23 protein-coding genes are annotated in these 25,168 nt (G+C 63.4%); 15 read left to right on the forward strand and 8 right to left on the reverse strand.

The features are described from left to right. Nucleotides 1-87: 87 nt before the first annotated feature. Nucleotides 88-2,178 carry a murein biosynthesis integral membrane protein MurJ gene (murJ, locus tag AC50X5_RS09595; protein ID WP_494975843.1) on the reverse strand — a complete coding sequence of 697 codons (2,091 nt, stop codon included), beginning with the start codon at nt 2,176-2,178 and terminating at the stop codon, nt 88-90. 92 nt (nt 2,179-2,270) lie between these two features. Continuing rightward, complete coding sequence (locus AC50X5_RS09600) at nt 2,271-2,819, reverse strand: NUDIX hydrolase (protein WP_494975844.1); 549 nt, start codon at nt 2,817-2,819, stop codon at nt 2,271-2,273. A gap of 161 nt (nt 2,820-2,980) precedes the next feature. Between AC50X5_RS09600 and AC50X5_RS09605 the strand changes: the two genes are divergently transcribed. The 7 genes from AC50X5_RS09605 to AC50X5_RS09635 all read left to right on the forward strand — a co-directional run bounded on the left by AC50X5_RS09605 (nt 2,981) and on the right by AC50X5_RS09635 (nt 12,672). Then, nucleotides 2,981-4,465 (forward strand): CCA tRNA nucleotidyltransferase, encoded by a 1,485-nt coding sequence (locus AC50X5_RS09605; RefSeq protein ID WP_494975845.1) that lies wholly within the window; start codon nt 2,981-2,983, stop codon nt 4,463-4,465. Then, entirely contained in the window at nt 4,462-5,046 is a 585-nt protein-coding gene (locus AC50X5_RS09610) for a histidine phosphatase family protein (protein WP_494975846.1), read from the forward strand. Before AC50X5_RS09605 ends, AC50X5_RS09610 begins: the two co-directional genes overlap by 4 nt. Nucleotides 5,047-5,636: 590 nt before the next feature. After that, nucleotides 5,637-5,780 (forward strand): hypothetical protein, encoded by a 144-nt coding sequence (locus tag AC50X5_RS09615; protein ID WP_494975847.1) that lies wholly within the window; start codon nt 5,637-5,639, stop codon nt 5,778-5,780. A 166-nt stretch (nt 5,781-5,946) separates the two neighbouring features. Then, entirely contained in the window at nt 5,947-7,386 is a 1,440-nt protein-coding gene (locus AC50X5_RS09620; RefSeq protein ID WP_494975848.1) for a glycosyltransferase family 87 protein, read from the forward strand. After that, nucleotides 7,383-8,822, forward strand: a complete 1,440-nt coding sequence (locus AC50X5_RS09625; RefSeq protein ID WP_494975849.1) for a phytoene desaturase family protein — start codon at nt 7,383-7,385, stop codon at nt 8,820-8,822. The genes AC50X5_RS09620 and AC50X5_RS09625 overlap by 4 nt, the downstream gene beginning before the upstream one ends. 153 nt (nt 8,823-8,975) lie before the next feature. Continuing rightward, nucleotides 8,976-10,940: a penicillin-binding transpeptidase domain-containing protein gene (locus tag AC50X5_RS09630; protein ID WP_494975850.1), complete on the forward strand. Its 1,965-nt coding sequence runs from the start codon at nt 8,976-8,978 to the stop codon at nt 10,938-10,940. Nucleotides 10,941-10,989: 49 nt separating this feature from the next. Next, nucleotides 10,990-12,672, forward strand: a complete 1,683-nt coding sequence (locus AC50X5_RS09635) for an ABC-F family ATP-binding cassette domain-containing protein (RefSeq protein WP_494975851.1) — start codon at nt 10,990-10,992, stop codon at nt 12,670-12,672. Between the two features lie 22 nt (nt 12,673-12,694). Here the strand turns inward: AC50X5_RS09635 and AC50X5_RS09640 are convergent, their stop codons facing one another. Next, on the reverse strand, nt 12,695-13,138 hold the full coding sequence (locus AC50X5_RS09640; protein ID WP_494975852.1) for a toxin-antitoxin system YwqK family antitoxin: 444 nt from the start codon (nt 13,136-13,138) through the stop codon (nt 12,695-12,697). A gap of 3 nt (nt 13,139-13,141) precedes the next feature. Here AC50X5_RS09640 and AC50X5_RS09645 point away from each other — a divergent pair, with 3 nt between their 5' ends. The 7 genes from AC50X5_RS09645 (at nt 13,142) to AC50X5_RS09675 (ending at nt 21,393) form a co-directional block, all read left to right on the forward strand. After that, nucleotides 13,142-14,335 (forward strand): MFS transporter, encoded by a 1,194-nt coding sequence (locus AC50X5_RS09645; RefSeq protein ID WP_494975853.1) that lies wholly within the window; start codon nt 13,142-13,144, stop codon nt 14,333-14,335. A 3-nt stretch (nt 14,336-14,338) separates the two neighbouring features. Further along, the gene (locus AC50X5_RS09650) at nt 14,339-15,847 is read left to right on the forward strand and encodes a bifunctional phosphatase PAP2/diacylglycerol kinase family protein (protein ID WP_494975854.1); all 1,509 of its coding nucleotides are present in this window, start codon (nt 14,339-14,341) and stop codon (nt 15,845-15,847) included. A gap of 144 nt (nt 15,848-15,991) precedes the next feature. After that, complete coding sequence (locus tag AC50X5_RS09655; protein WP_494975855.1) at nt 15,992-16,963, forward strand: ABC transporter ATP-binding protein; 972 nt, start codon at nt 15,992-15,994, stop codon at nt 16,961-16,963. Between the two features lie 5 nt (nt 16,964-16,968). After that, complete coding sequence (locus AC50X5_RS09660) at nt 16,969-17,883, forward strand: ABC transporter permease (RefSeq protein ID WP_494975856.1); 915 nt, start codon at nt 16,969-16,971, stop codon at nt 17,881-17,883. 50 nt (nt 17,884-17,933) lie between these two features. Beyond that, on the forward strand, nt 17,934-19,250 hold the full coding sequence (locus tag AC50X5_RS09665; protein WP_494975857.1) for a sensor histidine kinase: 1,317 nt from the start codon (nt 17,934-17,936) through the stop codon (nt 19,248-19,250). A 46-nt stretch (nt 19,251-19,296) separates the two neighbouring features. Next, nucleotides 19,297-19,989 (forward strand): response regulator, encoded by a 693-nt coding sequence (locus tag AC50X5_RS09670; RefSeq protein ID WP_494975858.1) that lies wholly within the window; start codon nt 19,297-19,299, stop codon nt 19,987-19,989. Nucleotides 19,990-20,025: 36 nt separating this feature from the next. Next, nucleotides 20,026-21,393, forward strand: coding sequence for a M18 family aminopeptidase (locus AC50X5_RS09675; RefSeq protein ID WP_494975859.1), 1,368 nt, complete (start codon nt 20,026-20,028; stop codon nt 21,391-21,393). A 30-nt stretch (nt 21,394-21,423) separates the two neighbouring features. Here the strand turns inward: AC50X5_RS09675 and AC50X5_RS09680 are convergent, their stop codons facing one another. The 5 genes from AC50X5_RS09680 to AC50X5_RS09700 form a co-directional block, all read right to left on the reverse strand. Further along, on the reverse strand, nt 21,424-22,185 hold the full coding sequence (locus AC50X5_RS09680) for an ABC transporter permease (protein WP_494975860.1): 762 nt from the start codon (nt 22,183-22,185) through the stop codon (nt 21,424-21,426). Continuing rightward, entirely contained in the window at nt 22,182-22,979 is a 798-nt protein-coding gene (locus AC50X5_RS09685) for an ABC transporter ATP-binding protein (RefSeq protein ID WP_494975861.1), read from the reverse strand. Before AC50X5_RS09685 ends, AC50X5_RS09680 begins: the two co-directional genes overlap by 4 nt. Continuing rightward, entirely contained in the window at nt 22,976-23,347 is a 372-nt protein-coding gene (locus tag AC50X5_RS09690; RefSeq protein WP_494975862.1) for a DUF1048 domain-containing protein, read from the reverse strand. Before AC50X5_RS09690 ends, AC50X5_RS09685 begins: the two co-directional genes overlap by 4 nt. A gap of 2 nt (nt 23,348-23,349) precedes the next feature. Then, nucleotides 23,350-23,679, reverse strand: coding sequence for a PadR family transcriptional regulator (locus tag AC50X5_RS09695; protein ID WP_494975863.1), 330 nt, complete (start codon nt 23,677-23,679; stop codon nt 23,350-23,352). A 244-nt stretch (nt 23,680-23,923) separates the two neighbouring features. Continuing rightward, nucleotides 23,924-24,574, reverse strand: coding sequence for a DUF1345 domain-containing protein (locus tag AC50X5_RS09700; protein WP_494975864.1), 651 nt, complete (start codon nt 24,572-24,574; stop codon nt 23,924-23,926). Between the two features lie 242 nt (nt 24,575-24,816). On the opposite strand from AC50X5_RS09700, the gene rpsF reads away from it, so the two are divergent. Beyond that, a complete protein-coding gene (gene rpsF, locus AC50X5_RS09705; protein ID WP_494975865.1) occupies nt 24,817-25,122 on the forward strand; it encodes a 30S ribosomal protein S6 in 306 nt (101 codons plus the stop codon). The last annotated feature ends 46 nt before the right edge of the window (nt 25,123-25,168 follow it).

The raw sequence follows: 25,168 nt of genomic DNA on the forward strand, positions 1-25,168 counted from the left end.
TCGTCTGCAGCTACCTTTTACCCCTTCGATCCTAGCTGAAAGGCTGGCAACAGGCCTGAATCGACGGGACAACCGGCGTTGTATCGGTTATTCTTCCCGCTCAAAGGAAGGGAAGTGCGGGTTCGTCCCGGCAGGGCCCTGGTAGGTCCTGCGTCCAGGAAGGGGATGCTCGCCAAGCCCAGTGTCGTACCGCTGGCCAGCAGATTCTCCCTCCCCTTCTTCCAGAGGCTGGTGAAGACCGACGGCGTCATCCGCGGCATCGGGGCCATGCTGGACCGACTGGTCGGGCTGCTGCGGAATATGCACGCGGGCAGCCCGGAACGAACCGGTATCGAACTCACCGGAAATACGGGGAATCAGTCCGGTGTCAGCGGAGACGGTGGTGTGTTCCGGCGTCGGACCCTGCCGTCCGTCATCAGCGGGAGCGTCCCCGCCGCGTCCCATCCTGCCCAGCAGCGGCCGGAGCAGGTCACTGAGTTCAGATACCCGGAGGAGCTTCAGGAGGAAGAGGTATGCCATGAGCATGACAGGCCCGGCGACGGCGAGCGTCACCAACGCGGCCAGGCTTGAGCTCCAAGCAAAACCGTTGGGGTCGTAGGTGCCCAGCAGCCACAGTACCGGGATGCCCACCACAGCCGAGCCGAGGGCCGCATAGCCCATCCGGATATAGGAGTTGCCGATCCGGGGGCCGTCCAAGTGGCCCAGCAACCTGCGAAGGAAGACGGCGCTGATGACCACGGACATGATGTTTCCGACGGTGTACAGGCCGGCAAGGGCATAGATGATCTGTTCCGGGGGCAGGAACTGGATGGCGAACGCGCCCACCAGGTACAGAACGGCCAGCAGCAGCTGCACGTAGAACGGAGTCTTGGCGTCCTCGTGGGCGTAAAAGACCCGGGACATCATGAAGTTGGCGCTGAGGAACGGAGTACTGAGCGCCAGGATGGTCAGGGTCTGGGCGAGCATTACGCCGTCGCCCCTGACCCCGCCGGAGAAGAACATCCCCAGCGGGCCCGCCAGGGCAAAGAGCGCCATGGCACCAAAGACGGTAGCAACGGCCATGGTCCGCAGGCCGTGTGACAATGCTTCCCGAAGCCGGTTCCGGCTGCCTTCCTGGGCGGCGTGGGTCATGCGGTTGAAGAGTACGGTTGCCAGGGACAGTGCGATGACTGAGTGCGGCAGCAGGTAAAGCTGGCTGGCGACCTCCAACACAGCGTTGCCGGGAATCCTGGGCTGGGCCTCCCCTGCGTTATCCAGACGAACTCGTTCTGCGCCGGGAATGGTGGCTATCCGCATGACATACAGGAAAGCGGCTTGGCCAACAACAGTGGACAGCAGCGTCCAGACGCCCAATCGCGCCGCCTGTCCCAGACCTACCCCGCGCCAGCCGAACCGCGGGCGCAGGTGCAGCTTCAGCCGGATAACCGGAATGAGCAGGATGGCCGTTTGCGCTACGACGCCGATGGTGGAGAAGCCCGCCACCATGAAGGTCTGGCTGGGACCCCAGTTGTCCAAGGTATGGGGGTTGGCAACGTTGGATCCAAAAATCCAGATGAACATGCCCAGCCCGGAGATCGCCACCAGGTTGTTCAGAATGGGCGCCCACATCGCAGGGCCAAAGGCGCCGTTGGCATTAAGGATCTGGGTCAGCAGCGCGTAGAGGCCGTAGAAGAAAATCTGCGGGAGGCACCAGAAGGCAAAGGTAACCGCCAGGGCCTTCTGCTGCGGTGAGTATCCCTGCGTCGTGGCGTCAATGACGTAGGGCGCCAGGAGCGTCACCAGAGCCGTCAGTGCCAACAACACCAGGACGGCAAGCGTCAGCAGGCGGCTGATGTAGTCCGCGCCCTTGTCCGGTGCCCTGCTGGCCTTGATGATCTGCGGAACCAGGACGGCATTGAAGGCACCGCCGGCCACCAGCAGGAAGATCAGGTTAGGCAGGTTGTTGGCGTTGATGAAGGTGTCATTGACTGTGGAACCCAGGCCCAGGGCGGCGGCCAGCATCCATGTCTTCGCGAAACCAAGCAGCCTGGATACGAGCGTTCCAGCGGCCATGATGGCGCTGGAACGTGTTTCGCTGGACTGCGTGGGCAGCGCGTTGGCCAGCTGATCGTCCGGTTGCTGATCGGCTGGTACTGGTTCCTGGGCCCCGGAATTGCGGGCGGCAAAGTTGCTTGGCATCTGCTTTATCGTCTCACCCGAAAGCGTGAATCTTCGCACCGCGGCTGCGAGAGCCGTATTTGAGGACATCCTCTTCCAGCAGGGAATCCCGGCTAGAGGTGCTCCGGCAGGACATCCTTGGCAAGGTCTGCAATGCGGCGCTCATTGGGGAAAGAAAGTTTCCGGGCAAGTTCGGCAATGGGCACCCAAGCGACGTCCACGGCCTCGTGATCGGGATCGTTTTCAATGGTCAGCTCGCCACCGGTGGCCTGCAGCAGATAATGGTGGACCGTCTTGTGGACGCGGTGGCCGCTGACCGTGAACCAGTAATCGATGCTCCCGAGCGGGGCAAGGATGCGGCCGTTAATACCGGTTTCCTCGGCGATCTCACGGACTGCCGCCTCTTCGTTGTTCTCCCGGCCTTCTGGATGGCCCTTCGGCAGGCACCACTCGAGGCGGCCACCCCGGTTAAGGCGCGCAATGATCGCAACCCGCAGGACGTCGTCGGAAGTATCCACAACGACGCCGCCGGCGGAAACTTCCTCAACCGTTGGCAGCTGAGCCGCGGCCGAGGGCTGGGCAGGCGCAACGTGGGCACCAATTGCCGACGGCAATGGTGGATTTGTCCTCCTGCCGGGAGCGCTCGGTACGGGATGTGCCATGAAGTCCACTCTAACTACTCTTGCCCGGTGATGATGACCGGAACATGACCTCCAGATGGACGGCGAGCGACGCCGTCAACCCCCGGCTTCCAGGTCCTTCCCCGGATCCGCGGGCAATCCTGGCGTTCATGGCCCGTTCTTTCTGCCAAGCTTAAGTAACTATGGCGCATGCACATCACAAGTCAGATCAACAGACCGTTGCCTTCCAGGTGGACCCGGTGGTCCTGGAACTCGGGCAGCGCTTTGTCGACGCCGGCCACGAACTCTCTTTGGTAGGCGGGCCCGTCCGCGATCTGTTCCTGGGCCGCGCTTCGCCGGATCTTGACTTCACCACGGATGCGACGCCGGACCAGACCCTAGCGCTTATCAAGAAGTGGGCGGACGCCTACTGGGAGATCGGCCGGGCCTTTGGAACCATCGGCATGCGCAAGGCCGGGTTCCAGATCGAAATCACCACATACCGGGCCGAAGCCTACGACCCCGAATCGCGCAAACCCGTGGTGGCGTTCGGCTCTTCGCTGCAGGACGATCTGCAGCGCCGCGACTTCACCATCAACGCCATGGCCCTTCGGCTGCCGTCCCTGGAGTTGGTGGATCCGTACGGCGGTGTCCGCGACCTCCATGCATCGTTGCTGTCCACACCGGGCGCGCCTGAGGATTCTTTCTCCGATGACCCGCTGCGCATGATGCGGGCCGCCCGCTTCGCCTCCCAGCTTGGCGTTTCAGTACGTGAGGACGTCAAGCAGGCTATGACGGACATGGCCGGCCGGATCAGCATCATTTCCGCCGAGCGCGTCCGCGACGAAATGACCAAGCTGATCTGCGGAGCCCAGCCAAAGATCGGCGTTGACCTCCTGGTCGAGACCGGGCTGGCAGATATTGTGCTGCCCGAGGTTTCCGCGTTGCGCCTCGAATCCGATGAGCACCACCGGCACAAGGACGTCTACCAGCATTCCCTCCAGGTCCTCGAGCAGGCTGCCGCTTTGGAAACGGATGCAGAAGGTGCCGTGCCCCGCCCGGACTTCGTGCTGCGCTTCGCCGCACTGATGCACGACGTCGGAAAGCCGGCTACGCGCCGCTATGAACCGGGCGGTGCGGTGTCCTTCCGTCATCACGACATGGTGGGATCAAAACTCACCGCAAAGCGGATGAAGGCCCTTCGCTTCGACAACGACACCATCAAGGCTGTGGCGCGACTGGTGGAGCTCCATATGCGCTTCTACGGCTACGGGGAGGCCGGCTGGAGTGACTCTGCCGTCCGACGCTACGTAACGGATGCAGGCCCGTTGCTGGAGCGACTGCACCGGCTCACCAGATCAGACGTGACCACCCGCAACCAGAAAAAGGCGGAGCGCTTATCCTTTGCCTATGACGACCTTGAGGCGCGCATCGCTGAACTCCGCGAACGGGAGTCCCTGGAGGCCGTGCGCCCGGATCTGGACGGCGGCCGGATCATGGCGCTGCTGGGGCTGAAGCCCGGTCCTGTGGTGGGCCGTGCCTATAAGTACTTGTTGGAGCTCCGGATGGAACACGGGCCGCTCCATCCCGAAGACGCCGAGTCCCGGCTTCTGGCATGGTGGCAGGAACAACCCGAGTCTGCTGATCCGTCCGCCGTCGAACATTCCGCTGAGAAGGAGTCAAAGTGACAGATCCGGCCAGCATCGCCCGTCCCCAGCTGTGGATCCTGCGCCACGGCGAGACTGAATGGTCCAAGAGCGGCCAGTACACCGGCCTCACAGACCTGCCGCTGACCGTGGAAGGCGAGCAGCAGGCCGTTGAAGCCCGCCGGGTCCTGGATGGGATCGATTTCGACCTTGTGTTGACGTCGCCGCTGCGCCGTGCCCGGCGCACCGCTGAACTTGCAGGATTTCCTGATGCCCAGCGCGAACCGCTGGCGGTCGAGTGGAACTACGGCGATTACGAGGGCATCAGCTCGGACCTGATCCGCAAAGACAACCCTGACTACCTCATCTGGACCCACGGGGTTCCGAACGGTGAAGCACTGGAGGACGTTGCGGCGCGGGCGGACAAGATCATTGCCCGCGTGCTGGAATCCGGGTTGGACAATGTGCTGATAGTGGCGCACGGTCATTTCTCCCGCATCCTGACCGCCCGCTGGCTCGAATTGGAGCCCGTGGAGGGCCGGCACTTCATCCTGGGCACGGCCAAGGTCTGCACTCTTGGCTGGGATAAAAGGACGCCGGCAATCGTCCGATGGGGTCTATAAAAAAGTTTTTTTCAAACTTTTTTGCGAATTACTGTGAATTGGCTGGTCAGCGGCCGCAACATAGGGTAATTTACTTTATGACCCCAGAGCATCCTGCCGGGGCCATAGGCGCGCATTATCCAGCCAGTCAGCTGAGATATTGGCAGAACGGAAAAGGAGGTTGGGAGAAATGATTACTTTGACTAGCGGATGGAAGATGACCATCGTTCGCACCCCGGCCTCTGCTGCCCACGCGCGCCATTACTCCTGGAATTTTTGCTCCGAAGGCTAAGGAATTCCCGGCTTCTTGCCGGTTGACCCACTAGCCGTAGGGTAGCCCTCGCCGGGCATCGCCCTAGGACCATCCCGGGACTGACACTGCGCTTACGCAGCACTCACAGTTCGGAACCAGCTTTCAGTTGGGTCCTGCGTTCGCACACCCGTCAGGGAACCATCTTCGCCATTGCGAATTCACCACATTAATCACCGGGCATTCCCTTGCCTATTTATTGCCATTATCAGCATTCCCTAATGGCTCTAATTGTCATGCCAGATTTCTCCGCACATTCGCGGCGAATGCATTACCCGACCCCTCGAAAGGAGGTAACACCATGGTGAAGAAGATCAGGAAGCTGATGTCCGACGTCGTCCGTCCCCGGCGGGACGACTTCCACCGCTTTGACCGGGACCGGCTGGAACAGCATCGCGAGTACGTCTACGTGTTGATGCACCAGCACGTCAGCGGTATCCGCTGATATCGGGACCCCTCTGTTCGCAGCGGACCGGATGTAACACCGAAGGAGGCCCTGATGGTTCACATCGGAACTGACCCCTTGGGAGCCCACGCGGCTACGCGTGGGCTCCCCCCTTTTAAAGGCCCGTCAGGGTTCCCAGCGGGCTGACGCCGGTATGCTCAACAGCATGCAGCACACAGGGCAGTCCCAGCAGCGGCAGCGCGGTCGGCTGGTGGTGCCAAGCCGCAGCGACCTCTTCCTGCGGAAATTTACCGAAGTGGCGGGCGGCCCCCTGGGCCGGCACTCGGCGCCTGGCGTGGTGTCGCCAGGTGTTTTCAGCGTTGAACGGGTACTGATCCTGTTCACCCTGGCGGCAGCTCTGCTCAGCGTGGTGCTGAAGGGGTATTGCCGGGCCAATGGATGGGACACTCCTGCGCAGTTCTACACCACCTGCTATTCCGATTTCCCCGAACTGTTTCGGAGCAAGGGATTGGCCGAAGGAAAATTGCCGTTCTTCACTCCCGGAACCAACTTCGAGTACCCGGTCCTGATCGGGCTTATCGCCGGCGCGACTGCCCTGCTGATTCCCGGTGCATCGCGCGCATCCGCGGAAGCGGCTGTCCCGGATGACCGGATTCTGGCCTACTTCGACGTCAACGCCACCCTGGTGATTGCCGTGTGGATCGTGACGGTCATTGCCACAGCGCGGATGGCCCGGCGCAGGCCCTGGGACGCTGCCATGGTGGCCTTGGCTCCCGGAATTGTGCTGGCCGGCCTGATCAACTGGGACATGTGGGCCGTGGCGCTGCTCGCGCTGGGCATGTACTTCTTCTCCCGGGAACGACTGGTCCTGGCCGGCGTATTGATTGGCCTGGGCATCTCCACAAAGCTGTACCCTGTCCTGATTTTCGGAGCCATTCTGTTGCTGGCCGTGCGCACGGCGCGCTATGCGCCACTGCTGGTCACAGGCGCCTCCGCGTTAGTCACCTGGCTGGTTGTCAACCTGCCGTTTGCCTTAGCCAATCCCAGCGGTTGGTCCTACTTTTTCCAGTTCAGCCAGGACCGGCCTGCCGGATTCAGCTCCCCCTGGTTCGCCTATAACCTGATTGCCGGCAGGGCCGGCTGGCCTGCCCTGGAGCCCGGCACCATCAACAATCTGGCCCTGTGGATGTTCGTCGTTGCCTGTGCCCTTATTGCTGCAGTGGCGCTGACGGCACCACGGCGGCCGCGGCTGGCGCAGCTCGCCTTCCTGATCGTGGCCGCATTCATCCTGAGCAACAAGGTCTATTCGCCCCAATTTGTCCTGTGGCTGATTCCCCTATTGGCGTTGGCCAGGCCGAAGTGGCGGGACTTCCTGGTGTGGCAGGGTATCGAGGGCCTGCATTGGGCGGCCATCTGGCTCTACCTGGCGCAGACCACCAGCAACGGCCCCCAGCAGAACAACCTGGATATGCCGTATTACGTGCTGGCCGTCGGGGCGCATATGGTGGCCACGGCCTACCTGATGGCCCGCGTGGTGCAGGAGATTTACGATCCCGGCCACGACCCCGTTCGCCGGCACGGAATGGATGACCCCCAAGGCGGGCCGTTCGAGAACGCTCCGGATCGTTTCCGGATTCTTCGATGACTGACGCCGTTGTGGTCGGAGCAGGGCCTAACGGCCTGGCGGCTGCCGTGGTCATGGCCCGGGCCGGGCTGCAGGTGGAGGTCTTTGAAGCCGCCGGCACGGTGGGTGGCGGAACGCGGACCAAGGAGTTGCTGGAACCAGGCCACGTGTACGACGTCTGCTCCGCAGTCCACCCCATGTCCCTCGCGTCGCCGTTCTTCCGGCAGTTCGAGCTGACCCGGCGTGTGCCCTTTGCAGTGCCGGACCTGTCCTACGGCTCACCGCTGGATGACGGCACTGCTGCGCTGGCGTACCGTTCCCTGGACAGGACTGTCGAAGCCCTTGGCCCTGATGGCGCCGCCTATTCACGGCTGTTCGCACCCTTGGTGCGAAGGGTGGACGGGGTAATGGACCTGACGCAGAACCAGCTGTTGCGCCTGCCGCGGGACCCGTTCGCTGCAGCGCTGTTCGGGTTGCGGACGCTGGAGCAGGGATCGCCGCTTTGGGGCGCCCGCTTCCGGGGCAAAGCCGCGCCTGCCCTGATAACCGGTGCAGCCGCACATGCCGTGGGCAGGCAGCCTTCACTCGCAGCCACGGGGGCCGGGCTGATGCTGGCAACGCTTGCCCATACTGGCGGATGGCCCATCCCCCGAGGCGGTTCGCAGGCCATTGCAGACGCCATGGCGGCCGACGTCATAGCCCATGGCGGCATCATTCATACCGGACGGGACATTCATGCCCTTAAGGAGTTGCCTCCCGCGCGGGTAGTGCTCCTGGACGTTGCACCCGCCGGATTCAGCGGCTTCGCCGGGGATTCCCTTCCTTCCCGGTACCGACGTGCCCTGGATACGTTCCGCTATGGGAATGGCTCGTGCAAGGTGGATTTCATCCTCTCCGGTCCGGTGCCCTGGACCGCCGGGGAGCTGGTCGACGCCGGCACCGTCCACGTTGGCGGCTCACGATCGGCGATGGCCGCGGCAGAGAATGAAGTGGCCGCAGGCCGCCATCCTGAGAGGCCCTATGTCCTGGTAGCCCAGCCGTCACGGTTCGACGCCGGCCGGGCGCCTGCCGGCAGGCACATACTTTGGACCTACTGCCATGTGCCGCAGGGGTCATCCGTGGACATGTCCCAGGCGGTCATCTCACAGCTGGAGCGGTTTGCCCCGGGGTTCCGGGACCTGATTGTGGGTTACCAGGTGACCACCGCGGTGCAGCTATCGGAGTACAACAGCAACTACGTGGGTGGAGACTTTAGCTCCGGCGCCATGGATCTCCTTGGATTGGTCCGCCGGCCGGTGGTATCCCCTGTTCCGTGGCGTACTCCCCTGCCGGGCATGTACTTGTGTTCTTCATCGGTGCCGCCCGGCCCGGGAGTCACCGGGATGCCTGGTTACTTCGCGGCCCGCCAGGCGCTACGCGATGTTTTCGGCGTCGAGGTGCCGGAACTGGCTATGTAACCGCGCGTCACGTTAGGCAGGTCTTTGCCGGTAAGCGCGGCATTTCGGCTCCCCAGGATCAGCCTGCCGTTTGTCGTGCATTTCCTCACAGCTGCGATGTTGTCCGTGGGTCAGGGCATAATGGCGCGGGTGGGGAAAACAAAAAAAATTGTCATGGGCCTTATCACTTTCATGCTCGCTGCGCCGCTCGCTGCCTGCGATGACGGCCGGGGAGGTGCGGAGGCTGCGGCGAATGAGCTCGCGTCCTCGTTGTCCTCGCTGGATGTCGGTTCGCTGGCCCTTGAAGGCATGGATGCTGCCGCTGCCAACGAACAGCTCAAGGAAACGTTCGCGGGTTTGGGGGACGTCAAGCCAGCTGTGCAGGCAGGCGATCTGACCCTGGACGGCTCGGCTGCCACGGTGCCGATGAACTTCACGTGGGACTTCGGCGGAACCAAGTGGGAGTACAGTTCCCAGGCGGAACTGAACAAGTCCGGCGATGACTGGGCCGTCCGATGGAGCCCCGGGCTGTTGGCGCCGCGGCTGGAGGACGGTGAAAAACTCAGCCTGCGGAGTATGGAAGCGCCACGCGGTCAGATCCTGGGTGCGGCCGACGCCCCGATTGTGCAGGAGCGTCCAGTACTCCGCGTGGGCCTGGACAAGACGAAGGTTCCGGAGGGGCAAAGGGACGCTTCGGCGCGGGCGCTGGCGGCCCTCTTGGGCCTGGACCCTGACGCCTATGCCCAGCAGATCGCTGCTTCCGGCCCCGAAGCCTTCGTGGAGGGGATCGTCCTGCGCGATTACACTCCCGAGATCACTGCTGAAAAGATCCAGGCCATTGCCGGTGCCGTCGCGGTGCAGGACACTATGGCACTGGCCCCCACGCGGACCTTTGCCCGGGCCTTGCTCGGCACCGTAGGGCTGGCAAATGCCGAACAGATTGAAAAGTCCAACGGGGCCTTGCAAGAGGGCGACAGCACAGGAACAGGCGGCCTGCAGCAGCAGTATGATTCCCAACTGCGCGGCAAGGATGGCGTGCAGGTTGTTGCCGAGGTACCCGCACCGGCCGACGGTACAGGTTCGCCGGGCACCAAGATCTTCTTCGAAGCTCCTCCCACGCCGGGCATCACACTCAAGACCACCCTGGACCTGTTCCTCCAGCAGCTCGCCGAGGACACCTTGGCCGGCGTCGGCCCGGCTTCCGCCATTGTGGCGCTGCGGCCTTCCACCGGAGCCGTTCTGGCCGCCGCCTCTGGCCCGGGCAGCAACGGCTACAACACGGCCATGCTGGGCCAGTATGCGCCTGGATCCACCTTCAAGATGGTGGATTCCCTGGCCATGATCCGCAACGGGATGACTGCCGATTCCACCGTCCAGTGCACGCCCACCATCAGCGTCGACGGCCGCACTTTCCGCAACGCGCCCGGCTACCCGGAATCGTCCATTGGCGAGGTCACGCTGCGCGATGCTTTCGCCCACTCCTGTAACACGGCCTTTATCGCCGCGCGGGACCAGGTCACGCAGGCGCAGCTTGAAGCCGCGGCCGTGTCCATGGGCGTGGCAGTGGAGGCCCCGCTGCTGGGCGCGTCGGCATTCCTGGGCTCCGTCCCCGGTGAAGCCAATGGCACCGAGCATGCCGCGTCGATGATTGGCCAGGGAAAAGTGCTGATGTCGCCGCTTGCAGCCGCCATCATGGCCGGTTCGGTGGCCAAGGGCGCGCCAGTGTCACCACAGCTGGTTCTGAACCCCGACGACGGAGAATCCCCCGACGCCACGAGCGACGCAATCACCGGGTCGGCGTCGCCGTCGGCTCCTTCGCCTTCCTCGTCGGTCACTCCAGAGGCGCCGGCCGCTTCATCGGGCACGCCCATCACGGCTGAGGAAGCGGCAGTCCTTGGTGACATGATGCGCGCAGTGGTGACCTCCGGCCATGCCGGATTCCTGTCCGCTGTTCCCGGTGCCCCGGTGGGGGCAAAGACGGGTACTGCTGAGTTCGGCAGCGAGAATCCGCCCAAAACGCATGCCTGGATTGTGGCGGTGCACGGTGACCTCGCGGTGGCTGTGTTCGTCGAAGAGGGCGGGCTGGGCGCGGAAGTTTCAGGCCCGTTGCTGCAGCAGTTCCTGACTGCGGCCGGCTGAGCCCAGCGCTGGCCACGCACCGACCGGTAGGCCGTGGGAGGATTGACCGGTGGCCCATATTGACGTCTCAGGCATTGACTACTTCCTCTCCGACGGAACTCAGCTCCTCAATGGAGTGACCTTCAAAGTTCCGGACGGCACCAAAACGGCCCTCATTGGACCCAACGGCACAGGAAAGACAACGCTGTTCCGCATCATCGCCGGGGACCTGTCCCCCGACGAAGGCGTGGTGGGCAAGTCGGGCAACATGGGCATCATGCGCCAGTTCGTGGGCCAGGTACGTGACGATTCCACCGTCCGGGACCTGCTGGTTTCGGCAGCCCCGCCCGGCCTCGCAGCTGCCGCGAAGGCCGTGGATGAGACTGAGCTGGCCATGCTTGAGCACGATGACGAGCCCAGCCAGATGGCATATGCCCAGGCAATTGTGGACTGGGGAGATGCCGGCGGCTATGACGTGGAGACCGTCTGGGATGAAGTCTGCATGGCTGCCCTGGGCCTGCCCTTCGACAAGGCCCAGCACCGGCGTGCGTCCACCTTGTCCGGCGGCGAGCAAAAGCGCCTGGTCCTGGAAGCCTTGTTCGCCGGTCCCGATGAGTTGCTGCTGTTGGACGAGCCGGACAACTACCTGGACGTACCCGGCAAACGCTGGCTAGAGGGCAAGCTCAACGAGTCGAAGAAGACCGTGCTGTTCATCAGCCACGACCGCGAACTCCTGAACAATGCTGCCGGCCGCATCGTCACCCTGGAGCCCGGCATCAACGGCGCGGGTGCCTGGGTGCATGGCGGCGGGTTCGCCTCCTACGTTGACGCCCGTGCGGACCGCAACGCCCGCTTCGAGGAGCTTCGCAAGCGCTGGGACGAGGAGCACATCAAGCTCAAGGAACTCGTCAACATGTACAAGAACAAGGCTGCATTCCGCTCCGACATGGCCAACCGTTACCACGCGGCGCAGACCCGGCTGGCGAAGTTCCTGGAAGCTGGCCCACCTGAAGCGTTGCCGATCGAGCAGAACGTCAAGATGCGCCTCAAGGGCGGCCGGACAGCGAAGCGGGCCATCGTCGCCGAAAAGCTGGAGCTCACAGGGCTGATGAAGCCGTTCTCCACCGAGGTCTGGTTTGGCGACCGTGTAGGAGTCCTCGGCTCCAATGGTTCAGGCAAGAGTCACTTCCTCCGGCTGCTGGCCACGGGAGGCACGGATCCGGAACGCGAGCACCTTCCGGTTTCCGACGTCGACATCGCCGACGTGCCGCACGAAGGCACTGTGAAGCTCGGCGCCCGGATCCGCCCGGGATTCTTTGCGCAGACGCATGTGCGCCCCGACCTGCTGGGCAAGACACTGCTGGACATCCTGCACCGCGGCGATGAGCACCGTTCCGGCATGGGCCGCGAGGCCGCAGCCGGAGCACTTGATGGCTATGGCCTTGCCGGCCAGTCCGAGCAGAAGTACGAATCGCTGTCCGGCGGTCAGCAGGCGCGGTTCCAGATCCTGCTGCTGCAGCTCTCCGGAGCCACGTTGCTGCTCCTCGACGAGCCTACCGACAACCTCGATCTGCATTCAGCGGAGGCCCTGGAACGTGCCATCGACCACTTCGAAGGAACAGTCCTGGCCGTCACCCACGACCGTTGGTTCGCCCGCACCTTCGACCGGTTCCTGGTGTTCGGATCAGACGGCAAGGTCTACGAGTCGGCAGAACCTGTTTGGGATGAAAAGCGCGTGGAGCGCGTCCGCTAGATCTGTCTAAAGGACGGTTGGGTCAGGGCTTAAACGTCTTCCGTTTACTCTCGGAGCCATCTGCCGCGAAGGTGACCCACTCGCCCACCTTCTTGCCGGCGTCGTACATTCCTTCATCCATGAGCTGACCGCTGCTGTGCCAGCGCTGCCAGAAGCCGTCCTGGACGCCGTCCCGGAAAGGACCCTTCTGCAGCAGCCCGCTGCCTTCGCGGTACCAGACGCAGGGGCCGTCGAGCTCGCCGCCGAGGTATCCCACCTCCGCCTTGACCTCGCCGTTGCGGTAGTAGAACGTCCAGCGGCCATGCCGTTTGCCGTCCAGGTACTCACCTGTGCCGGAAACCTTGCCGTCTTTGAAGAGTTCCTCAGCGATACGCGCCAGTCTAGCTGCGGGAACCAGCCGGGATCCGGCTAGCATTTGGTGGGTGAGGCGGAAGATTCCCAACATCAAGGCACTGGAAGCGGTCATTCTATGAGCACGACAACGGACACCTCCGTCAGGGCTGCCGGTATTGCAACCTTCATCATCTTCGGCGCTAATGGTCTGGTATTCGCCAGCTGGGCCGCCCGCATCCCGGCAGTCACGGAGACGTTGCAGATCACGTCCGGCCAGATGGGAACGCTGCTGCTCTGCACAGCGCTCGGATCCTTGCTGGCACTGCCCACTGCCGGCCTGGTGGTGGGCAAGATCGGGACGGCCAACACCGTCCGGGCCAGCGGCCTGCTGGCTGCCCTCGCCGGGTTGGGAATCGCCGTCTCCCTGCAGTCCACCTCCATCCCGGGAACCGCAATCTCCCTTTTCTTCTTTGGGATTGCGATCGGCCTGTGGGACGTGGCGCAAAACATTGAAGGGGCCGACGTCGAACATCGCCTCAGGCGGACCATCATGCCGCAGTTCCACGCGGCTTTCAGCGGCGGGGCGTTCCTTGGGGCCATGATTGGCGCCGGGCTGTCCCACATCGGGGTGGAACTGCCGCTGCATCTGCTGGTGATTGTGGTTCTCGTGGCAGCGCTGACCCTCATCACCCCGCGCTATTTCCTCCCTCATGTACCCACACCCGCACCGCGACCACAGGATGGAAAAACCAACTCCGGCTCGGCCTGGCGTGACGGCCGCACCCTGCTGATCGGCGTAGTGGTCCTGGGTGCCACATTGACTGAGGGAGCCGGCAACGACTGGATTGCCAAGGCTGCAGTCGACGGTCTGGGTACTTCCGAATCCACCGGTGCGTTGCTGTTTGCTTTGTTCGTGCTTGCCATGACTGCCATGCGGTTCTTCGGGGCGCGGTACATCGACCGTTATGGCAGAGTGGCGGTGCTGCGGGCCAGCATGGCCGCAGCGGCCGCCGGCCTGGCCCTGTTCGTCCTGGCCGGGAACGTGTGGCTGGCAGCGGCCGGCGTGGCGCTGTGGGGTCTCGGGGCCGCGTTGGCCTTTCCCATGGGTATGTCCGCTGCCGCCGACGATCCGGTCCACGCTGCCCGGCGCGTTTCGGTGGTTTCCACCATCGGATACGTCGCGTTCCTGGCCGGCCCACCCCTGCTGGGGTACCTCGGCGACATCACCGGAATCCACCGTGCCCTGCTGGCGATTACGGCGCCAATCCTGCTGGCACTGGTCCTCGCTGGTGCGGCGAAGCCCCTGGCCTCGCGCCATGAGCAAAGCTGAGCCATGGGCCGTAACTTCTCCGGGCGTGGGAACTCCTTCCTGAGCCGCCTGGACCGCAAACTGGTTCGCCGGGTTTCCCGGCTTCCGCACGGCAACCACGACGCCTTCTTCCGCAGGCTTTCCTCATCGGCCAACCACGGAAAGCTGTGGATGGGCATCGCGGCCGGAATGGCGCTGGTTCCCGGCAGGACGCGCAGGGCCGCCGTGCATGGCCTGATCGCCCAGGCTGTGGCCTCGTCCATCACCAACGCGGTGTTCAAGACCTTGCTGCCCCGGGCACGGCCACTGCCGGAGCATCTGCCGGTGTTCCGCTTTGTGCATCCGCAGCCGCGCAGTTCATCGATGCCATCAGGGCATTCCGCATCGGCCGCCGCATTCGCCGCCGGAGTTACAATGCTCCAGCCGGCACTGGGCGCGGGTCTGATTCCGCTGGCCGCAGGCGTCGCATACTCGAGGGTGCATATTGGAGCGCACTGGCCCTCGGACGTGGTCTTTGGCTCGGCGCTGGGAGTCGGAGCGGCCTACATCACCCGCAAGTGGTGGCCGGTCCGCCCTCCTATTCCGCAAACGGCCCGCACTCCTGCCGCGGCGCCACCGTTGCCCGGCGGTGAGGGCCTGGGGATCGTCGTGAACACCTTGGGCGGATCCTACTCAGCGGAAACAGTGGAAATCCTCGCCAAAGTATTTCCCAAGGCGCATATAGTAGCGGTGCAGTCAGGCGGGGACCTCGCCGGAGCAGTCGCCAAACTTGTGGGTACGCCCGGCATCGCTGCCCTGGGTGTATGGGGCGGCGACGGCACAGTCGGCACTGTGGCTGCTGCCGCCGTCGAACATTCCCTCCCGCTGCTGGTGCTGCCCGGCGGAACACTGAACCACTTCGCACGGGACGCAGGAACCGGCTCGTTGCGGGACGTCGTCCATGCAGCCACAAACGGGGAAGCTGCTCTGGCCGACGTTGGCATTGCCGTTGCCGAACGGGGACTCCCGGACAACCCCGAACTGCTCGAACTGCTGATGCTAAACACCGCCAGCATTGGTGTTTACCCCAATTTGGTGCGCCGCCGCGAACACCTGCAGCCTGCGCTTGGCAAACCCCTGGCCGGGGTGGTCGCCATGCTCAGGACCTTCGCGGCAGGGCGGCCCACCTACCTTATTGCGGACGGGATGCGCCACAAGCTGTGGATCATGTACCTGGGCCGCGGCCGCTACTACCCACGGGACCACGCGCCCCTCATCCGCCCACTGATGGACGACGGCGTTTTGGACGTCCGGATGATCACAGCGGACGAGTCCTTTGCCCGGCTGCGGCTCCTCTGGTCAGTACTGACCGGAACAGTAGCAAGCTCGCGCATCACACACCTGAGTGAGGCGACGACGGTACGGGTAGAAAGCGGCAGGCTTCCTTTGGTCCTTGCGGTCGACGGCGAGGTGCACGCCGGCATCCGGGCCGTGGAGTTCAGCATCAGGCCGCGGGCGCTCAGGTACTACACACCCCTGACTGCTGCCCCCTGAGGCTCATCCTTCGGGACGACCCTGACTACACCCTGAATCATCCCTGAGACCGGCGTTTCCGGAGCTGATCATCGGTACGGTGAAAGCTGAACACTTTCAGGCATCGCTCCGTAAGGCTTCGCAAGGTAAAGGAAACGCTTCCACATGATTGAGGTAAAAGACCTGTCCAAGGTCTATGGCAGCAAAACAGCTGTCGCGGGGGTCAGCTTCACCGTTCGCCCGGGCCAGGTGACAGGCTTTCTTGGCCCCAACGGCGCCGGCAAATCTACCACCATGCGCATGATTATGGGACTTGACCGTCCGACGTCGGGCACCGCGGTCGTAAACGGCCGGCCTTACTCCGCACACCGGGATCCCCTGCACCAGGTGGGAGCGCTGCTGGACGCCAAGGCGGTGCACACCAGCCGGAGTGCCTACAACCACCTCCGTGCAATGGCCGCGACACACAGCATTCCGTTGTCCCGCGTGCACGAGGTCATCGAGATGACCGGCCTGGAAGCAGTAGCCCGAAAAAAGGCCGGCGGCTTCTCGCTGGGCATGGGCCAGCGGCTGGGCATTGCCGCAGCACTGCTTGGCGATCCGCAGACATTGATCCTGGACGAACCGGTCAACGGCCTGGATCCTGAAGGCGTGCTCTGGGTACGGAACCTGGTGCGCTACCTCGCCAGCCAGGGGAAAACCGTCTTCCTGTCCTCCCACCTGATGAGCGAAATGGCACAGACCGCTGACCACCTGCTGGTGATCGGCCGCGGCCGGATTATTGCGGACGCCCCTATGGCCGAGGTGCTGTCGGGCTCGAGGCAGCAGGCCACGCTGGTCAGGACGTCTGCGGCCTCGCAGCTGTCCTCAATCCTGGTGGGCAACGGGGTGAAAGTTGACCAGAACGAACCCGAAACATTGAGGGTCACCGGCCTGGACTCCCGCCAGATCGCCCAACTGGCACTCGAGCAGGGGATCCTCATCTATGAGCTGACACCTCAATCAACTTCACTGGAAGAGGCGTACTTCGAGCTCACGCGCGACGAAGTGGAATACCACTCAAGGGTTACGGACGGCGGCATGCAGCCGGCCAACCAGTCTCATAACCAGTCCACCGCAGCACCGGCAGGGAAGTAAGGACCATGACCACTACGACTGCACGACGCTCTGCCGGCTCTACCGCCGGCTCCCCCATCAGCTCCCCGGCCGGAACCCATGGCGTCAGCTTCGCCGGCATCCTGAAGTCCGAGTGGATCAAGCTCTGGACCCTGTTGTCCACCAAGCTGCTGTTGGCGGCCACCCTGGTTGCCATCGTCGGCGTCGGAGCCCTCGCTGTCCTGCTCCGTTACACCTTCCTGGACCAGATGGCCCGCTCGGCAGAAGAAGCAGGCCAAACCCTGACGCCTGAGCAGCTGGAGCAATCCTTCCCGCCGGGTTCCCAGATGGACCTCTACAACCTGCCCAACTCAGGGCTGCAGATCGGCATCCTGGTACTGGGGTCGCTTGCCGTCCTTTTTATCTCCTCCGAATACGCTACCGGCATGATCCGCTCCACGCTCAGTGCTGTTCCCAAGCGGATCCCGGCGTTTGCCGCCAAAGCGATCATCCTCATCGTGGTTGCGTACGTCATCTCTACCGTGGCCGCCGTGGCCACGTTCATGATCGCGATGCCGGTTTTCCAGGGGCGGGGCATTGACCTCGACTGGGGGCGGGACGGTGTTATTTACAGCGTCTTTACGGGTGGGTTGTATGTGGCCGGTGTGGCGCTGATCGGGCTCTCCCTTGGTGTGCTGCTGCGGAACTCGGCGGGCGCGATCACGGTCCTGGTGGGCATCTTCTTCGTCTTGCCCTTCGCTTCCCAGTTCCTGACATTCGCCCCTGGCGAGTTCTGGAAGTACGTTCCCCAGTACCTGCCGGCAGAGGCAGGCGGGCGCTTCCTGGCCATCGGCCACCAGGACGGCGTCATTGATCCGTGGCAGGGCGGGCTGCTCTTCCTGGGCTACGTGCTGCTGTTCCTGGTTCCAGCCACTCTTGTGCTCAAGCGGCGCGACGTCTGACCCAGGTCGGGCTGAATTTCAGCTAATCGTTGGAGTACTAGGCTCAAACCATGAGTGAAACTTCGGTGAAGGACGCGGCGGCCACTTCGGCCGACGCGTCTTTTGCTGAAATCGCTGCGCGACGCAGGGGCAGGGTAAGGCGCTACCTGCACCTGCATCCGCGGGTCATGGATGCCGTGGTGGCTGTCTGTTATCTGGTCCTGGTGGTGTCAACGGTGGTGGACGCCATCGGGGCCGGCCGCTGGCCGGCCTCCGTGCTGCTGCTGTCCGTGATCCCGGCATTGTTTTTTCGCAGGACGCATCCGTTGGTGCTGGCAGCCTACGCAGCAGTCGTTGAAATTGCTGTGGCGCTCATCCACCCTTGGGGCGTCAACGTCTCCGTGGCCCTATGGTTTTCCTTGTACGCGGTCGCAGTACGCTGCAGCCGGCGGGCCACTTATGTCACCCTGGCCGCCGTCACCATTCCCCTGGTCCTGATGTATGTCATGGCCGCGGAAGTTCCCGTGGACGCCTTGACGGGAAGGGAGCCAGGGGGGAACCAGGAGATCCTGCCGGTGGTGATCACCATCGCTACCGGTGCCACCATTTTGCTCTCCAACGTCATCGCCACCGGAATCGGCATTTCCGTGCAGCAGCGCCGTGAGCACGAGCAGGAAATCGCTGCCTGGGCTGCCCGGACAGCGGCCCTGGGCTCCGTCAACGAACGGAACCGGATCGCCCGGGAAATCCACGACGTCGTTGCCCATTCGCTCACGGTGATGATCAGCCTGTCCGACGGTGCCGCCGTCGTTGTCAGGAAAAGCCCGGACCGCGCCGGTGAGGTGCTGGGAGAGCTTTCGCGCACCGGGCGAATGGCACTGGCGGACATGCGCCGCGTGCTGGGTGTGCTGCGTGATGAGACCGGCATGGATGGTGCGCCCCGGGAACCACTGGCGCCGGCGGACAGCCTGGAAAAACTGCTGGACGGGTTCCGCACCGCGGGATTGCCGCTGCAGTATTCGCATTCCGGCCCGGCCCTTCCGGAGGACGCGGCATTCCGGCTGACGGTGTACCGGATTGTGCAGGAATCGCTGACTAACGTGCTGCGCTACGGCAGGTCATTGGGCCGCGTGGATGTCAGTATTGAACGGGACGGCAGCACCGTCACCATTGAAGTGCTCGACGACGGCAGCGGCGCAGCTGCCGCCGGCACCGCCGCGGCAGCCAAGTCAGCCTTACCGCAGGCATCCCAGGGAACCGGACAGGGCCTGGCCGGCATGCGGGAACGGGCCCGGATCTATGCAGGAACCGTGGAAGCAGGGCCGGCCGGGAACGGCGGCTGGCGGGTCCATGCGGTGCTCCACTGGAACGGCGACCGGCCTGAGTAACAAGTAAGAACTGAACAGCGGATAGATGAACAATATTGGGGGAAGAATGACTGGAGACAGGGAGATCACCGTACTGCTGGTGGACGACCAGCCGTTGCTGAGGGTCGGGTTCAGGCTGATCCTGGAGGGCGAAGATGACTTGCGGATCGTGGGCGAAGCCTGTGACGGCTCGGATGCGGTGCGTCTGGTGCGCGAGCTCAATCCCGACGTCGTCCTGATGGACGTCCGGATGCCTCTGCTGAACGGCATCGACGCCACCCGGGCAATCACGGATTCGGCGGCTGATTCACGGGTGATCATCCTGACCACGTTCGACCTGGACGAGTACGCTTTCGCCGGTCTGCAGGCGGGTGCCTCTGCGTTCCTGCTCAAGGACGTGGCGCCGGAGGAACTGGTGCAGGCCGTCCGCGTCGTGGCCAGCGGTGATGCCGTGGTGGCGCCCAGGGTGACCCAGCGCCTCCTTGAGACGTATGTGTGGGGCAACAACTCTTCCCCCACGCCGCCCGCCCCGAGGGATCCGCTGCTGGAGGACCTGACGCCGCGGGAGACGGAGATGCTCGGGGCCATGGCGGAAGGGCTGTCCAACGCCGAGATTGCGCACCGCTACTTCCTGTCTGAAGCCACGGTGAAGACCCACGTCCGCCGAATCCTCACCAAGCTGCACCTGCGCGACCGGGTGCAGGCTGTGGTTTACGCCTACGAGACCGGTCTGGTGGTGCCCAGCAATCCGGACTACTGACCACCTCCCCTGATGCGCGCGATTAGACTCGAAAGCATGCCTTCACTTTCCACTGACCAAGGTACTGCCACAGCGGATTCTCCCGCCCGGACGCCGGCCCCGGTCCGGCACATCCAGGACCTGGGAGCGTACGTCAGCGCCTCGCCGTCGAGCTTCCACGCAGTGCGCGAGGCGGCCCGCAGGCTGGACGCCGCCGGTTTTACCGCGCTGAACGAGCTCGCCGAATGGCCGGCCGCTGCCGGCAGGTTCTACATCATCAGGGACGGGGCGCTGATTGCCTGGGTGACGCCGGAATCGGCCGGACCCACCACCGGATTCCACATTCTTGGCTCACACACTGATTCGCCGTCCTTCAAGCTCAAGCCCAAACCAACCACCGGGGCGTTCGGCTGGCTGCAGGCCGGCGTCGAAGTGTATGGCGGACCGCTGCTGAACTCCTGGCTTGACCGTGAACTGCGCCTGGCCGGGCGCCTGGTAATGCTGGACGGCACCGAGCACCTCACGGCTACCGGGCCGCTGCTGCGCTTCCCGCAACTGGCCATTCACCTGGACCGGGCCGTGAACGACGGCCTGACCCTGGACAAACAGCGCCACATGAATCCGGTGTGGGGACTGGGAAACCCGGCCGATGCGGACCTGCTCGGCGTACTTGCCGCCCACGTTTCAGACGGTGCCGACGTGGATCCGTCGCAGATCGGCGGGTACGACGTCGTGATCGCGGATACGCAGGCGCCTGCGGTCTTCGGGGCCCGGGGTGAGTTCTTCGCATCCGGGCGGTTGGATAACCTTTCCGCTACCCATGCCGGGTTGACGGCGCTGATACGGCATTCGGCTGAACCGGGTTCCGATTCTGCCGCCTCCCCCATCGCCGTGCTCGCCGCCTTCGACCATGAGGAGATCGGGTCCAACTCGCGGTCCGGTGCCTGCGGACCCATCCTTGAAGATGTCCTGACCCGGATCTCCGACGGCTTTGGTGCGACGGTGAGCCAGCGGCGGCAGGCACTGGCGGCGTCGTTCTGCGTTTCCGCCGATGCCGGCCACGCTGTCCACCCGAACTACCCGGAACGGCACGATCCTGCCAATCATCCTGTGCTGAACGGCGGGCCGCTGCTGAAGATCAATGCCAACCAGCGGTACGCCACCGATGCCGCGGGTGCTGCCCTGTGGGCCAGGCTGTGCGGCCAGGCGGGCGTCCCGTACCAGGAGTTCGTCTCCAATAACGTCATGCCTTGCGGTTCCACCATTGGACCGCTGACGGCAACCCGGCTTGGTATCCGAACGGTGGATGTCGGAGTGCCCCTGCTGTCCATGCACTCGGTGCGCGAACTGTGTGGCGTCCAGGACCCGCACTGGCTGGCCCAGGTGAGCCAGGCGTTCTTCGCGGAGCCGGCGCTGACCCTTTAATGTGATCCTTTGCCGCGTGTGGTGGTGGGTCTAGTTGACCTTGCGCCGGTAGGCCAACATGGCCAAGGCGTACGCCACCACGAGGATGCCGATGCACCAGGCCAGTGCGGCCCAGATGTCGCCGCCCACCGGTTGTCCTGAGAACAGGTGCTGAATAGTGTTCACGATCGAGGTGACCGGCTGGTTTTCGGCGAAGGCGCGGACCGGACCGGGCATGGTCTCGGTGGGAACGAAGGCCGAGCTGATGAACGGCAGGAAAATCAACGGGTAGGAAAACCCGGTGGCACCATCCACCGATTTCGCCGCGAGGCCGGCAATAATGGCGATCCAGGTAAGCGCCAGGGTGAACAGCGCCAGGATTCCGACGACGGCGAGCCATTCCAGGACGCTTGCCGAGGTACGGAAACCCATGAGAAGAGCAATCAGCACGATGATCACCAGAGAGAGCCCGTTCGCCACCAGGGATGTCAGGACGTGGGCCCACAGCACAGAGGACCGCGCAATGGGCATGGACTGGAACCGCTCGAAGATGCCGCTGGTCATGTCCGTGAACACCCTGAGGGCTGTATATGCGATGCCTGACGCGATGGCAATCAGCATGATGCCCGGCAACAGGTAATCAACGTAGTTCCCGGTGTCCGCCATGATGGCACCGCCGAACACGTAGACGAACAACAGCATCAGGGCGATCGGCGTGATCGTGGTGGTGATGATGGTGTCCACGCTACGGAAGATATGCCGCATGGACCGGCCAAGCAGGACGGCGGTGTCTGCGAGAAAGTGTGCGCTCATGACCTGTCCTCACTTGGTTCTTTGCTGTCATTGCCCACGAGTGCGAGGAAGATTTCCTCCAAGGTGGGCTGTTTCTCAACGTATTCCACCTTTGCCGGCGGGAGAAGCCGCTTGAGTTCGGCAAGGGTGCCGTCGGCGATGATGCGTCCCAGGTGCAGGATGGCGATGTGGTCCGCCAACTGCTCGGCCTCGTCGAGATACTGGGTGGTGAGCAAGACGGTGGTTCCTTGCCCGGAGAGGTCCTTGATGATCCGCCACACGTCCAGGCGCGCCTCGGGGTCCAGCCCGGTGGTGGGCTCATCCAGGAAAATCACCTCCGGCCGCCCGATCAGGCTCATGGCGATGTCCAAGCGGCGTCGCATGCCTCCTGAGTACGTTGCCACCCTTCGTGAACCTGCCTCGGTGAGTTTAAACTGTGTCAGGAGGTCATCCGCCACGCGGCCAGGTTCCTTCAGGTGCCGCAACTTGGCCACCATCACCAGGTTCTCCCGGCCGGAGAGCAATTCGTCAACCGCCGCGAACTGGCCGGTCAGGCTGATGGACTCCCGGACCTTCAGCGGTTCTTGGGTGACGTCAAAGCCACCGACGATGCTGGTGCCGGCATCCGCTTTCAACAGGGTGCAGAGTATCTTCACCATGGTGGTTTTTCCTGCGCCGTTTGCACCAAGAAGGGCGAAGATGCTCCCCGGGGCGACCTCGAAGTCCACACCCCGCAGGACATGAAGCTCCTTGAAGGACTTCTCCACGCCCTGCACCCTGATGGCAGGTCCGCGCTTGATCGCTGCGGTGGTCATGATCGCGGCTCTTTCGCCTTCGCCTCTTTAACGGCCTCGATCAGGCGGGTGCGTTCCTTGTCGATCCAACGCTTGCCGCCATAGGCCTGGGCAAAGGCCTCCGCGAATTCGACAGGGTCCTCACCGACGATGTCACCCACGGGGGTGCCGTCCACCGCCGCGCGCTCCCAGAGGTCCGCGAGGTCTGCGAGCATCTGCACAATCGTGTCGCCGTCGGTAACCCCACCGTAGTGAAGGAAATACCTGTGGAGTGCGGCCGCCGCGGTGCGGTGGGGCTCCGGCAGCGCATCCAGCCGCGCCTTGGCTTGCTTGTACTGCTTCTTCTGCTCGAGCGGCCCGACGAGTGATTCGATCCATTTGGCAGCCATGGCTATTTCTCTCTTTCGTTGAGTTGTTCTATTCGTTCGGACAGGAAGCTCCATGTTTTCCAGAACTCTTCGAGCTCCTGCTTTCCCTGCTCGTTGAGTGAGTACACCTTGCGCGGCGGGCCTTTCTCGGATGGACGTTTCTCGACGTCCACCAGGCCTTTTTGTTCGATCCTGACCAGCAGCGCGTACACGGTGCCCTCGGCGATCTCGGAGAAACCCTGGGCCCGGAGCCAGGTTGTGATTTCGTACCCGTAAGCGGGTTTCCCGGTCAGGAGGGCCAAAACGATGCCCTCCAATGTCCCCTTGAGCATCTCCGTCATCTGCTTGCCCATCGGAAACATCCTCCTGCTACTCAGTGATACTAGCTACCAGTACATAGTAGCGCTAAGTAGTAGAAGCGCAAGACCCTCACCGGCAGCTCGAAAGAAGGGCTGTCGGGGAACCTGTTGTGGCGTATACGAATCCCTACGGCACCTCACGGGCGGACCAGTCGGCGATCCGGCAATGCGTTCTCGACGTCGAACCGCTGCTTCGGGACGGGCGACCCTCGAGCTTGATGGTCGTCGACCGGGCGGCCTACGCGGCCAGGCCCAGCACAAGGTTGATGGTGGTGGCCAGGATGACCGTGCCGAACAAATAGGAAAGCAGGCCGTGTTTCAGGGCTTTGCGCCGGATCAGTGAGTTCTCCAGGTTGGTGTCGGACACCTGGTATGTCATGCCGATGCTGGTGGCGAGATATGCGAAGTCGGAGTACCGGGGCGGCTGCTCCTGATTGAAATTGACGCCGCCGTCCTGCTGTCCTCCGTAGTAGTGGCCGGCATAGCGGAGCGAAAAAAGCGTCTGGACCAGCATCCAGGACAGGGCAACACTGGCCAGGGCCAGTGCGGCGCCTTCAAGCTGGGAGCCCTGGCCCTGGTACGAGTCCACAATGACGACCGCCACCGCGGCCAGAGAGGCGAGGTTGGCCGCCAGGATGAGGAGATCGATGGTGCCCTGCGAGGGGTCCTCTGCCGTGGCGTGGATTTTGGTGTCTTCCGGTCCCATTCGGCCCACCACTGCCCATACCCAGCTGACGTAGACCAGTGCGGCGGCGGCCCAGGCTGCAGCGGGAGCCTGAAGCCACCGCCCGGTGGCAATCATGGCCGCTGCTGCAGCCAGCCCTGTGACGATCATGGCCACAAATCTGATGCGGCTGTTGTGCCCCCGCGGAGAAACAAAGGTTTCCATGATCTGCACTCTAACCTCGTGATGTTATCCACATAGGTCAGGAGCACATTCCATGCCGACGCCACGCCGAATACTCTTGAGTGCAGGATGGAATCGCCTAAGCGGTTCAGATGCACTAAGATAGTGAAGTCTGTGCTGCGCCCTGTCTTCGATTTGGAGAATCGGCACCGCACAGCATCGCAAATGAACCTCCTGTTACGGAAATGCCGTAACCGTTTAGCCCAAAGGAGGTGGGTTCACATATGCGTCCTTACGAATTGATGGTAATCATCGACCCCGAGGTCGAAGAGCGTTCCGTTGAGCCGTCGCTTCAGAAGTTCCTGTCTGTCATCACCAACGATGGTGGAACCATCGAAAAGGTTGACATCTGGGGCCGTCGCCGTCTGGCTTACGAAATCAAGAAGAAGTCCGAAGGTATCTACGCCGTGGTGAACTTCACCGCCAAGCCGGAAACCGCCAAGGAACTTGACCGCCTGCTGTCTCTTAACGAGACCATCTTGCGCATCAAGATCACCCGCCCCGAAGAGCAGAAGGTTGTTGCTGAGTAATTCAGCAACACCGGCATTCTTCACCCGCAGGAACTCTTCATCCAGG

The sequence above is a fragment of the Pseudarthrobacter sp. MDT1-40-2 genome, from assembly GCF_059383595.1.